This is a genomic window from Microbacterium sp. T32 (genome assembly GCF_001619615.1).
In the GTDB taxonomy this organism is placed as follows: domain Bacteria; phylum Actinomycetota; class Actinomycetes; order Actinomycetales; family Microbacteriaceae; genus Microbacterium.
On sequence record NZ_LQQP01000012.1, the window covers coordinates 379854 to 392244 of the forward strand.

The 12391-nt window shown below is 71.1% G+C and carries 7 protein-coding genes; 3 read left to right on the forward strand and 4 right to left on the reverse strand.

Features of this window, described 5'->3' with window-relative positions:
* Positions 1 to 36 precede the first annotated feature (36 nt).
* The 3 genes from glgB to glgX form a co-directional block, all read right to left on the reverse strand.
* A complete protein-coding gene (glgB, locus tag AVW09_RS08090; protein WP_063257572.1) occupies positions 37 to 2175 on the reverse strand; it encodes a 1,4-alpha-glucan branching protein GlgB in 2139 nt (712 codons plus the stop codon).
* Positions 2172 to 4160 carry a maltotransferase domain-containing protein gene (locus tag AVW09_RS08095; RefSeq protein ID WP_442922742.1) on the reverse strand — a complete coding sequence of 663 codons (1989 nt, stop codon included), beginning with the start codon at positions 4158 to 4160 and terminating at the stop codon, positions 2172 to 2174. Before AVW09_RS08095 ends, glgB begins: the two co-directional genes overlap by 4 nt.
* A 311-nt stretch (positions 4161 to 4471) precedes the next feature.
* Positions 4472 to 6562 (reverse strand): glycogen debranching protein GlgX, encoded by a 2091-nt coding sequence (glgX, locus tag AVW09_RS08100; RefSeq protein ID WP_063257573.1) that lies wholly within the window; start codon positions 6560 to 6562, stop codon positions 4472 to 4474.
* Between the two features lie 45 nt (positions 6563 to 6607).
* Between glgX and AVW09_RS08105 the strand changes: the two genes are divergently transcribed.
* From AVW09_RS08105 to ligA, 3 genes are all read left to right on the forward strand, one after another.
* The gene (locus tag AVW09_RS08105; RefSeq protein ID WP_063257574.1) at positions 6608 to 7792 is read left to right on the forward strand and encodes a cysteine desulfurase family protein; all 1185 of its coding nucleotides are present in this window, start codon (positions 6608 to 6610) and stop codon (positions 7790 to 7792) included.
* A 9-nt stretch (positions 7793 to 7801) separates the two neighbouring features.
* Positions 7802 to 8899, forward strand: coding sequence for a tRNA 2-thiouridine(34) synthase MnmA (gene mnmA / locus AVW09_RS08110; protein WP_082822867.1), 1098 nt, complete (start codon positions 7802 to 7804; stop codon positions 8897 to 8899).
* A gap of 467 nt (positions 8900 to 9366) precedes the next feature.
* Positions 9367 to 11769 (forward strand): NAD-dependent DNA ligase LigA, encoded by a 2403-nt coding sequence (ligA, locus tag AVW09_RS08115; protein ID WP_063257576.1) that lies wholly within the window; start codon positions 9367 to 9369, stop codon positions 11767 to 11769.
* Positions 11770 to 11844: 75 nt separating this feature from the next.
* Here ligA and AVW09_RS08120 read toward each other — a convergent pair whose 3' ends face one another.
* Positions 11845 to 12324, reverse strand: coding sequence for a hypothetical protein (locus tag AVW09_RS08120; protein ID WP_063257577.1), 480 nt, complete (start codon positions 12322 to 12324; stop codon positions 11845 to 11847).
* Positions 12325 to 12391 lie beyond the last annotated feature (67 nt).

Sequence of the window (12391 nt, forward strand, 5' to 3'; positions counted from 1 at the left end):
CCCGCCTTCGGACGGGGCCATTTCTCGTTGTCAGGCTCAGCCCGCGCGGTGGTGCAGCCAGAGCACGCCGAGCGGCGGCAGAGTCAGGACCGTGCTGCCACGGCCGTCGGTGGTGACCGCGCCGAGATTGCCCTGGCCCGAGCCGCCGAACGCCTCGGCGTCGCTGTTCAGCACCTCGGTCCACGTACCGGCCTCGGGGAGATCCAGCGGGAAATCGCCCAGGGGCACGCCCGAGAAGTTGCACACGACGGCGATGGTGTTGCCGTGGTGGTCGCGGCGCGCGAACGCGAGGACGTTCGGGTTCCATGCCGGCGCGCCGAGGCGCGAGAACGCCGCGCCGTCGTGGTCGCGGGACCACAGCGGGGCGTGGTCTTTGTAGACGCGGTTCAGCTCGCCCACGAACGCGTGCAGTTGCGCGTGCGACGGCTGATCGAGCATCCACCAGTCGAGTCCGCGAGACTCAGACCACTCGGACATCTGCCCGAACTCCTGGCCCATGAACAACAGCTGCTTTCCCGGGTGACCCCACATGTACGCGAGGAAGGCGCGCATGTTCGCGAGCTTCTGCCAGTGGTCGCCCGGCATGCGGCCGAACAGGCTGCCCTTGCCGTGCACGACCTCGTCGTGGCTGATCGGCAGGATGAAGTTCTCGCTGAACGCGTACACGAACGAGAACGACAGCTCACCCTCGTGGTGCGAGCGGTACATCGGGTCGCGAGCGATGTACTGGAGCGAGTCGTTCATCCAGCCCATGTTCCACTTGAACCCGAAGCCGAGCCCGGCGTGCGCGGTGGGCGCCGTGACGCCGGGGAAGCTCGTCGACTCCTCGGCGATCATCGCGATCCCGGGATAGCGCTTGTACGCCGTGGCGTTGACCTCCTGCAGGAACCGGATCGCCTCGAGGTTCTCGCGGCCACCGAACTGGTTCGGCGCCCACTCGCCGTCGTTGCGGGAGTAATCCAGATAGAGCATGGATGCCACGGCATCCACGCGCAGTCCGTCGACGTGAAACTCCTCGAACCAGTACAGCGCGTTGGCGACGAGGAAGTTGCGCACCTCGTTGCGGCCGTAGTCGAAGATCAGCGTGCCCCAGTCCTTGTGCTCTCCGCGGCGCGGGTCGGGGTGCTCGTACAGGGCCTCGCCGTCGAACTTCGCGAGGGCGAAGTCGTCCTTGGGGAAGTGACCCGGGACCCAATCCATGATCACGCCGATGCCCGCTTGGTGCAGGCGGTCGATGAGGTAGCGCAAGTCGTCGGGGTCGCCGAACCGGCTCGTGGGGGCGTAGTAGCCCGACACCTGGTAGCCCCACGAACCGCCGAACGGGTGCTCGGCGAGCGGCAGGAACTCGACGTGCGTGAAGCCCTGCGCGCCCACGTAGGCGATGATCTCGTCCGCTGCGGCGCGATATGACAGCCCGGGGCGCCACGAACCGAGGTGGAGTTCGTAGATCGACATCGGGCGGTCGATGGGGGCGGTGCGGGACCGCTCTTCGATCCACGCGTCGTCGTCCCACCGATAGTCGGAGGTCGTGACGACGGATGCCGTCGCCGGCGGCGTCTCCGCCAGGCGTGCCATCGGGTCGGCCTTCTGGATCCACGCGCCGGCGCGGGTGAGGATCTCGAACTTGTAGCGGGCGCCGACTCCGACGCCGGGGACGAAGAGCTCCCACACACCGCTGCCGCCCATCGAGCGGAGGGCGCTGCCCGTGCCGTCCCAGCCGTTGAAGTCGCCGATGACGCGCACCGCGCGGGCGTCGGGCGCCCATACCGTGAAAGCCGTGCCGGTCGAGCCGTCGAGCTCGCGCACGTGCGCGCCGAGGACGCGCCACAGCTCCTCGTGCCGGCCCTCCGAGATGAGGTGCAGGTCGAGCTCGCCGAGGGAGGGGAGGTGCCGGTAGGGATCGTCGGCGACGTGGTCCGCCCCGCCGTCGTAGGTCGCCCGCACGCGGTAGGCGCCGGGGGCCTCATCGACGACGCCCTCCCAGATCCCCGAGCGGGTGTGCGTCAGCTCGACGGTGGTGCCGTCCTCGCGCTCCGCGACGACCTCCTTGGCGAGGGGCCGCCGCGTGCGGATCACCCAGCCGTCGGCGCTCTCGTGCACCCCGAGGACGCTGTGCGGGTCGTGGTGGGCGCCGTGGGCGACGGCATCCAGGAGTTCGGGGGGAAGAGCGGTCATCGGGACTCCTTCACGTGCAGGATGTGCACGGGTTCGGCGAATGCGTCCAAGCGCACGAAGTTGTGATCGGCCCAGGTCCAGACGGCGCCCGTGATGAGGTCTTCGACCTCGTACGGCGTGCCGGGCTCGATGCCCCAGATCGTGGTGTCCAGGTGCACGGTCGTCTCGCGCGCCGAGTGGGGGTCGACGTTGGCCACGACGATGATCGTGTCTGAGGAGCCGGTCGGCGAGAGGGCCGCGTCGAGGTGCTTGGCATAGACGAGGATCGCGTCGTCGTCGCTCCACTGCACGTGGAAGTTACGCAGCTGCCGGAGCGCCGGGTGATCGCGCCGGATGCCGTTGAGGCGACGCAGGTACGGGGCGAGGGAATCGCCCGCGGCCTCCGCGCCGGCCCAGTCGCGGAACTTGTACTCGTACTTCTCGTTGTCGATGTTCTCTTCCGAGCCCGGCCGCGCGATGTTCTCGTACAACTCGTACCCCGCGTAGACCCCGTACGTCGGGGCCGCGGTGGCCGCGAGGGCCGCGCGGATCTTGTACGCCGGGCGCCCGCCGAACTGCAGGTACTCGGTGAGGATGTCGGGCGTGTTCACGAACAGGTTCGGACGCAGGAAATCGGCCGTCTCATGGGCGAGGCCGTCGAAGAACTCCTCGAGCTCCTGCTTGGTGTTGCGCCACGTGAAGTACGTGTAGCTCTGCTGGAAACCGGCCATCGCGAGACCCTGCAGGGGAGCAGGGCGTGTGAAGGCCTCGGCGAGGAAGACCGCGTCGGGCTCTTCCGCGCTCACCGTCGCGATCAGCCACTCCCAGAACTGCAGCGGCTTGGTGTGCGGGTTGTCGACGCGGAAGATCTTCACGCCCTGGGCGATCCAGTGCCGCACGATGCGGAGGACCTCGGCCCGGATGCCGACGGGGTCGTTGTCGAAGTTGACCGGATAGATGTCCTGATACTTCTTCGGCGGGTTCTCGGCGTAGGCGATCGAGCCGTCGGGCAGCGTCGTGAACCACTCCGGGTGTGCGGCAACCCACGGGTGGTCGGGCGAGGCCTGCAGCGCCAGATCGAGGGCGACCTCGATGCCGTTCTCACGCGCCGTGTCGACGAAGGCGCGGAAGTCCTCGAGGGTACCGAGATCGGGGTGGACGGTGTCGTGTCCGCCGGCCGGGCCGCCGATGGCCCACGGCGAGCCGGGGTCGCCGGGGGAGGTGACGAGGGTGTTGTTGGGGCCCTTGCGGTTCTGTTCGCCGATCGGGTGGATCGGGGGCAGGTACAGCACGTCGAAGCCCATGTCGGCGACGGCGGGGAGGCGATCGGCGGCGGTGCGGAAGGTGCCGCTGATCACGGACCCGTCCTCGGCACGCGTGGCGCCCTCGGAGCGGGGGAAGAACTCGTACCAGGCGCCCACACCGGCGCGTTCGCGTTCGACGAGGAGCTCGGCATCCTTCCCGACCGACGTCAGGCCCATGAGCGGGCGTGCGTCGAAGATCGCCGCGATCGCGGGGTCGCGGACGACCTGCAGGGCGACGTCGTCGTGCGTGTCGGGGTCGCGCAGCGTGCGTGCCGCGTCGTACAGCAGGTCTTTGTCGGTACCCGGGCGCTTCTTCTCGCCGCGCGCGCGGTCGAAGAGCTGCGCCCCCATCTCGCGCATGAGCGCGGAGTCGACGCCCGCCGCGATCTTGAGGTCGGCGGCGTGCTCCCACGTCGCGAACTCGTCGGCGAACGCCTCGAAACGGAACCGCCACACGCCCTGCTCGAGCGGAGCGATCAGCGTCGACCAGCGGTCGAACCCGTCGTTCAGCGGCGACAGGCGGTGGAGCGACTCGTCGCCGGACGGCGAGAACAGTCGCACCTGCACGCCGATCTTGTCGTGCCCTTCGCGGAACGCCGTGACGGTGAACGGGACGGCCTCACCGACGTACGCGGACGGGCGGAACTTGCCGCCCGGGACGGACGGATGCGGCAGCGCCAGCGGAATCCGCGGCGTCACCACCCCCTTCGAGGGCGTCGGTGTGATCGGACGCACGGGGATCGAGGCGGCGCTGCGCCAAGCGGGAACGGGCGTCGGGGTCGTCGTCGTGGTGGCCACGTTCCGAACCTATCGTGGGGCACCGACGTTCCCGCAGGGCTTGCCCCGGGCCTTGACAGAGTGACCGGGTTCACGGACGGTGTGCGACGCTCGCCCGACGGCGGCCCGCGGGCGCGAAACGGGCGACCGCGGACGGCTCGCTCAGCGGGAACGGGCGTCCGGGCCCGGTTCGCGCACGTCGAACGGGTGCCCGAGCTCAGCCGGCAGCCCCGCCGTCAGTCCTGCGCGTCCACGCGGAAGAGCCGCATCGACGTGCCGACGAACGGTACGACGTCGCCGGGTGCGAACCGTGGCGAGTCGTCGGACGGCGCCTCGTCGGCGCTCGACCAGAGCGAGACGTACTCCACCTCGTCGGCGAGGACGGGCAGCGTCACGTCGATCGGACTCTCGTTCCCGTGCACGACGAGCAGGATGCGATTCGGTGCCTCGTTCTCGGGCGTCGAGGTCGCGAGGTACTGGAGCGTGCGGTGCGAGGGATCGGTCCAGCGCTCGCTCGACATCGTCTCGCCGTGCTCGTCGAACCAGTCCATGAGCGACGCGGACGGGATGTGCTCGCCGAGTCGCGCGAAGCGGACGGGACGCAGCGCCGGGTTCTCCCGGCGCAGCCGCAGCAGCCGCTGCGTGTGGGCGAACAGGTCTTCCTGCCACGGCGCGAGGTCCCACGAGACCCAGGTCAGCGGCGAGTCGTGGCAGTAGGCGTTGTTGTTGCCCCGCTGCGTGCGCCCCAACTCGTCGCCGGCCGTGATCATCGGCACCCCGGCCGACAGCAGCAGCGTGCCGAGCAGGTTGCGCATCGCCTTGCGGCGCGTCGCGAGGATGCGCGGATCGTCGGTCTTGCCCTCGGCGCCGTGGTTATAGGACCGGTTCGTGTCGGCGCCGTCGCGGTTCTGCTCGCCGTTGCCGAGGTTGTGCTTGACGTCGTACGAGACGAGGTCGCGCAGCGTGAAGCCGTCGTGGGCCGTGACGAAGTTCACGCTCGCGAGCGGTCCGCGCTCCTCCGAGAACGTGTTCGACGAGCCGGCGAGGCGCGTCGCGAAACCGCCGATGCCGACCGGCGCCGTACTCGCGCGTCGGGCGTAGTCGACGTCGCTGAGCCAGAAGTTGCGCACCCGGTCGCGGTAGCGGTCGTTCCACTCCAGCCATCCGTCACCGAACGCGCCCGTCTGCCAGCCGCCCATCCCGACGTCCCACGGCTCGGCGATGAGCTTCGTGCCCGCGAGCACCGCGTCGTCGCGGATCGCGGTCAGCAGCGGGTGGTCCGGCGTGAAGGAGTGGTTCTCGTCGCGTCCGAGCGTGACGGCGAGGTCGAACCGGAAGCCGTCGATCTGCACGTCCTCGGCCCAGTAGCGCAGCGAGTCGAGCACGAGGCGGGCCGCGGCATCCGTCGACGTGTTCACGGCGTTGCCGCACCCGGTCTCGTCGATGTAGACGCCCTCGTCGGTCTGGCGGTAGTACGAGCGGTTGTCGATGCCGCGGAAGCTCGAGCGGGGTCCGCCGATGCCCTCCTCGGCCGTGTGGTTGTAGACGACGTCGAGGATGACCTCGAGTCCCGCCTCGTGCAGCAGCCGGACCATGCCCTTGAACTCCCGCAGCACCGCCTCGGGGCCTTCCGCGCGGCTCGCGGCCGTCGCGTAGGCCGCGTGCGGCGTGAAGAAGTTGAGCGAGTTGTAGCCCCAGTAGTTCGTCAGCCCGAGCTGCAGCAGCCGAGGCTCCGTCGCGTACGCGTGCACGGGCAGCAGCTCGACGCTCGTGATGCCGAGCGAGAGATAGTGCTCGATCATGGCCGGGTGCGCGAGGCCGGCATACGTGCCGTGCAGGGCGGGAGGGACGAGTGGATGCCGCTTGGTCAGGCCTTTGACGTGTCCCTCGTAGATCACGGTGCGGTCCATCGGCACACGCGGCTTGCTGACCCCGCCCCAGTCGAAGCCACCGTCGACGACGACCGAGCGCCAGTCCGCGATGCCCCCCGACACGAGCCCGCGGGCGTAGGGGTCGAGGAGGAGCGTCTCGGGGTTGAACGTGTTGCCCGGCCCCTGCGGTCCCCCCACACGCACGGCGTAGCGCGCACCGGGGCGCAGCAGCGGGCTCGTGGCCTCGAACACGCCGGCCCCGACCGCCGCCATCGGGACCGTCTCCACCGCCCAGTCGAGGTCGACGTCGTCGAAGATCACCAGGTGCATGGCATCCGCGTGCGCCGACCACACCCGGAGGGTTCCGCCGTCGGGACCGAGTCGGACCCCGAGGTCGTCGAGCGATGACGAGAGCAGGGCGGGCTGGGCAGTCAGGGCCGCTTCGGGTGGGACCATGCGTCCTAGGGTAGTGAAGGTCACGGACGCGAAGCGGGAGGGTGCATGTCGGTCTATCTCGACCACGCCGCCACGACGCCGCTGCGGCCGGAAGCGCGCGACGCGTGGCTCGCCGCCCACGAGGTGCTGGGCAATCCGTCGTCGATCCACGGTGCCGGGCAGGCCGCACGCCGCCTGCTGGAGGACGCGCGCGAGAGCCTTGCCGAGGTCCTCGGATGCCAGCCCATCGAGGTCGTGCTGACCTCGGGTGGCACCGAGGCGACGAACCTCGCCCTCAAGGGGCTGTGGTGGTCGCGCGAACCCGCGACCGACACGGTCGTTCTGCCCGACGGCGAGCATCACGCGACGCTCGACACCGTGGCGTGGCTGACGACGTCGGAAGGCGCGAGCGTGCGGGCGGTGAGTCTCGACGGTGTCGGCCGGATCCCGGTCGCTTCCTTCGCCGATGCGCTGCCCGGGTCCGCGCTCGCGACGGCCCTGGTGGCGAACAACGAGGTCGGAACGGTTCAGGATGCCGCCGGACTCGCCCGTGTCGCGACCGACGCCGGCGTGCCCCTGCACCTCGACGCGGTGTCGGCGCTCGGGCAGGTAGAGGTGGACTTCGCGCGCTGGCGCGGGGACGGGACCGGTGCCGCGGGACTCGTCGCGCTGTCGGTCTCCGCGCACAAGGTCGGCGGCCCGGTCGGCGTCGGGGCCGCGGTCGTGTCGCGTCACGCGCGGCTCACTCCGCTGCTGCACGGCGGCGGGCAGCAGCGCGGACTCCGCGCGGGGACCCAGGATGCCGCGGGGGCCGCCGCGTTCGCCGCGGCGGCGCGCGCGACCGAGGCGGAGCGCGAACGCGAGTCCACGCGGCTCGAAGCCCTGCGACGCCGGTTGGTCAGTGGCATCCATGAGGCGATTCCGGCGGCCCAGCTGCTCGGCGATCCGGACGATCGTCTGCCGGGGAACGCGCACGTGCTGTTCCCGGGGGCAGCGGGGGAGACGCTGCTGTTCCTCCTCGACATGGCGGGGATCTCGGTCTCGACCGGATCGGCGTGCCAGGCCGGCGTCGCCGAACCGTCGCACGTCGTGCTCGCACTCGGTCTCGACGACCGCGCCGCGCGGTCGGTGCTCCGTTTCACCCTCGGGCGCACCTCCACCGACGAAGACGTGGATGCCGTGCTCGCGGCGCTGCCGTCCGCGTATGCGCGGGCCGTGGCATCCGGCGCCCGTTCAGCGCACGCTTCGTAGACTGGGACGATGCGAGTTCTGGCGGCGATGAGCGGTGGCGTCGACTCCGCGGTGGCTGCGGCACGCGCGGTCGAGGCGGGGCACGAGGTCGTCGGCGTGCACCTGGCGCTGTCGCGCGCCGGCGGAACCCTCCGCGCGGGAAGCCGCGGCTGCTGCACGATCGAGGACGCCATGGACGCCCGTCGCGCGGCGGACAAGCTCGGCATCCCGTTCTACGTGTGGGATTTCTCGGAGCGCTTCCGCGACGACGTCATCGAGGACTTCGTCTCCGAATACCGCGCCGGCCGCACGCCGAACCCGTGCATGCGGTGCAACGAGAAGATCAAGTTCGCGGCGCTCCTCGAGCGCGCGCTCGAACTCGGCTTCGACGCTGTCTGCACCGGCCACTACGCGACGCTCGTCGACACCGCGGACGGACGCGAACTGCACCGGGCCTCGGATGCCGCGAAGGACCAGTCGTACGTCCTCGGCGTGCTGACCGAAGCGCAGCTCGCCCATACGTACTTCCCGCTCGGGTCCACGCCGTCCAAGGCCGTGGTGCGCGCGGAGGCGGAGGCGCGCGGCCTGTCGGTCGCGCAGAAGCCCGACAGCCACGACATCTGCTTCATCCCGGACGGCGACACGCGCGGCTGGCTCGCCGACCGCGTCGGTGCCGAGCGGGGCGAGATCCGGGATCGATCCGGCCAGGTCGTCGGGAGCCACGACGGTGCGCACGCGTTCACCGTGGGCCAGCGTCGCGGGCTGCAGCTCGGTGTTCCGGCGCCGGACGGCAAGCCGCGCTTCGTGCTCGAGGTGCGCCCCGTCACCAACACCGTCGTCGTGGGGCCGAAGGAGGCCCTCGCGTGCGCCGAGATCTCCGGCGACCGCTTCACATGGGCGGGCCGCGCGCCGTCCGCGTCCACGTTCGCCTGCCACGCGCAGATCCGTGCGCACGCCGACCCGGTGCCCGCGATCGCGACGTGGGAGGACGGCACGCTCACGGTGCGCCCCGACGAGCCGTTCGACGGCGTCGCGCCCGGCCAGACCGCGGTGCTATACGACGGCACGCGCGTGATCGGCCAGTTCACGATCGCGCGGACGGTGTCGGCGGTTCCCGTCGAGGCCTGAGCCCGCGGGCTGGCGCCTCGAGCTGCGCGGGCGCTCCCGCCTCGGGAGGAGATTCGGGGGACGGGAGGACCGGGATGCCGGCATCCCTCCTCCGCTCGCGGAATCCCCTCCCGCCGGCCGGCCCCGGGGTTGTGGTGCGACCGCGAGCAGCGGTCGTGGCTCGAGGCGGGGGAGGAGATTCGGGGACGGGAGGACCGGGGTCTCGGCATCCCTCCTCCGCTCGCGGAATCCCCTCCCGCCGATCGGCCGCGCTTCCGGTTTCGGCTGCCGGCTGCGACGCGCGCGAGTGCCGGTCCCGGGGGGCGGCGATCGCGCAGGGTTCTCCGCACCGCGGCAGCGGAGGAGATCCGGGGACGGGAGGACCGCGGTCTCGGCATCCCTCCTCCGCTCGCGGAATCCCCTCCCGCCGAGCGCGAGACCTCGGCAACCCCGCGGGCGATGTCGGGGGCCCTCTTTAAGCTGGATGCGTGACCGAGCACGACCAGCTTCCCGACCTGACTCTCGACGAAGCGCGCACCGAGGCCGCCGATCTGACGGAGCGCATCGTCGGCGCGCGCGATGCGTATTACGGGCGGGATGCCGAGCTCGTCGACGACGCGACGTACGACGGATGGATGCATCGACTCGAGGCCATCGAGCGGCTGTACCCCGAACTCCAGGGGCAGGACAGCCCCACACTGTCCGTGGGCGCGGCAGAGGCGACGGACCTCGTCACGATCGAGCACGCCGAACGGATGCTGAGCCTCGACAACGTCTTCTCGCCGGAGGAGCTGCGCGACTGGGCCGTGAAGACCGAGGCGTCGGCCGGCCGACCGGTGAACTGGCTCAGCGAGCTGAAGATCGACGGCCTCGCGATCAGCCTCCGGTACGAGAACGGTGTGCTGACGTCGGCGGCGACGCGCGGAGACGGGCGCGTCGGCGAGATCGTCACCGACAACGCGCTGCGTGTCGCCGGGATCCCGCGCGAGCTCTCGGGCGAAGGGCACCCCGCGCTCGTCGAGGTGCGGGGGGAGGTGTTCATCCCGGTCGCCGCGTTCGAGAACCTCAACCGCCTCCAGGGGGAGTACCGCGAGCGGGCCGTCGCCGAGGCGCGGGAGCGCGCGAACGCGCGCCGCGGCGGCGCGAAGGCGTTCGACCTCGAAAAGGCCGAGCAGGCAGCGGCCCGGCGTTTCCCGGCGTTCGCGAACCCGCGCAACGCCGCGAGCGGCGGCCTGCGCCAACAGATCGAGAAGAAGACGGGGCTCGAGCTCGAGGCGGGCCTTGCCCGGATCGCCTCGCTCGCGCTGTACGTCCACGGCATCGGGGCGTGGCCCGACCCGCCGGTCGCCGCGCAGAGCGAGATCTACGACCTGTTGGCCTCGTGGGGCCTGCCGACGTCGCCGTACAGCAAGGTCGAGTCGAGCGTCGACGGTGTGCTCGGCTTCGTCGCGCACTACGGCGAGCACCGTCACGACGTGGAGCACGAGATCGACGGCGTGGTCGTGAAGGTCGACGAGCTCGCGCTGCACGACGAGCTCGGTGCCACGAGCCGCGCGCCGCGCTGGGCGATCGCGTACAAGTACCCGCCCGAGCAGGTGAACACGAAGCTGCTCGACATCGTCGTGTCGGTGGGCCGGACGGGCCGGGCGACACCGTTCGCCGTCATGGAACCCGCGCGCGTGGCCGGCAGCGTCGTGCGGCAGGCCACCCTGCACAACCAGGACGTCGTCAAGGTCAAGGGCGTCCTGATCGGCGACACGGTCGTGCTGCGCAAGGCCGGTGACGTCATCCCCGAGGTGCTCGGACCCGTGGTCGAGCTGCGCGACGGCACCGAGCGCGCGTTCGTCATGCCGACGAACTGCCCCGAGTGCGGCACGCCCCTCCGCCCCGCGAAGGAGGGCGACATCGACCTGCGCTGCCCGAACGCGCGGTCGTGCCCGGCGCAGGTCCGCGGGCGGGTGGAGCACATCGGTTCGCGCGGTGCGCTCGACGTCGAGGCGCTCGGCGAGGTCACGGCCGCGGCGCTGACCCAGCCCGACGTGCCCGCCGAGCCGCCGCTCGACACCGAGGCCGGCCTGTTCGACCTCACGGTCGAGCAGCTCGTCCCGATCGAGGTCGTCGTGCGCGACGCCGAGACCGGCGAGCGGAAGATCGACGACGACGGCGAAGAAGTGCGGCGTGCGCCGTTCCAGAAGCTCGGCCCCGCGACGTATCCGCCGGGCACCGAAGACCTCGACCCGGCCGAGCGCCGCAAGCGCGGCATCCGCAAGGACTACCGCGAGGTGCTGCCGTCCGAGCAGGCGATCAAGCTCATCGCCGAGCTCGAGAAGGCCAAGACCAAGGATCTCTGGCGTCTGCTCGTCTCGCTGAACATCCGCCACGTGGGCCCGGTGGCCGCGCGCGCCCTCGCGCAGTGGTTCGGATCCCTGGATGCCATCCGTGCGGCGTCACGCGAGGAGCTCGCCGCCGTCGAGGGTGTGGGCGGCATCATCGCCGACGCGATCATCGATTGGTTCGAGGTCGACTGGCACCGCGACATCGTCGAGCGGTGGGCGGCGGCCGGTGTCCGTTTCGCGATCCCCGGCCACCCCGGGCCGGGCGCAGCTGCCGAGGCCGGGGGAGTCCTCGCGGGCCTCACCGTCGTCGCAACCGGCTCGCTCGAGGGCTACACCCGCGAGGGCGCGCAGGAGGCGATCATCGCGGCGGGCGGCAAGGCGGCCTCGAGCGTTTCGAAAAAGACCGACTTCGTCGCCGCCGGTCCGGGCGCCGGCTCGAAGCTGGCCAAGGCGGAAGAACTCGGCATCCGGATCCTGGATGCCGCCCAGTTCCGCATCCTCGTCGAGCAGGGGCCCGATGCGCTCGAGCCCGCGCCCGTGCCCGAGGCGCCCTGAACGGACGTCACCCGCTCAACGAAAAGCGGGGGCCGGGCGCCGAACGCCCCGCCCCCGCCTCGTCTCCGCTGAGGATCAGCCCTCGCAGGCCTTGCCGGCGGCGGAGAAGCTGTTCTGCAGCGCGGTCACCTGGTCGCCCAGCTCGCTCGCCTTGCTGGGGTCGGCGGTGACCTGCTCGAGGAACGCCACGTAGTTGCTCAGCGTGGTGCTGGCGTCCTGCGCGGCCGGGGCGATCTCGGTGTTCGTGATGCCCTGGAAGTCGCCCTGCACCTTGGTCACGAGTTCCTTGAACGTCGCCATCGCCGCCGCCGGGTCGGACGTCGACATGGAACTGCTCGCCTGCGACACGTCGGTGAACGAGTCGATGATGATCTTGCACGCGTCGGCCTTCGACTGCTCCGCCACGGGTGCCGCGGCCGACGGCGCGCTCGATGCGGCGGAGCTGGGCGCGGCCGCATCGCCCTGGTCCGGAGCCGATCCGCCGCCTGAGCAGCCGGCGAGAAGAAGCAGAGCGGCAGCGGCGCCGACGGCGAAAGGTGCGCGGATGGTCTTCATGTGATGCCCCCAAGAGTCACTTCGGGGCCTGGATCGACCCCGCTCTCACCGTAGCGGGGCGCCCGGC

What these genes read in the sequence shown, in the direction of transcription:
- mnmA (WP_082822867.1), top strand. Translation starts at nt 7,802, where the DNA reads ATGCGAGTTCTGGCGGCGATGAGCGGTGGCGTCGACTCCGCGGTGGCT.
- AVW09_RS08120 (WP_063257577.1), bottom strand. Translation starts at nt 12,324, where the DNA reads ATGAAGACCATCCGCGCACCTTTCGCCGTCGGCGCCGCTGCCGCTCTG.
- glgX (WP_063257573.1), bottom strand. Translation starts at nt 6,562, where the DNA reads ATGGTCCCACCCGAAGCGGCCCTGACTGCCCAGCCCGCCCTGCTCTCG.
- AVW09_RS08105 (WP_063257574.1), top strand. Translation starts at nt 6,608, where the DNA reads ATGTCGGTCTATCTCGACCACGCCGCCACGACGCCGCTGCGGCCGGAA.
- glgB (WP_063257572.1), bottom strand. Translation starts at nt 2,175, where the DNA reads ATGACCGCTCTTCCCCCCGAACTCCTGGATGCCGTCGCCCACGGCGCC.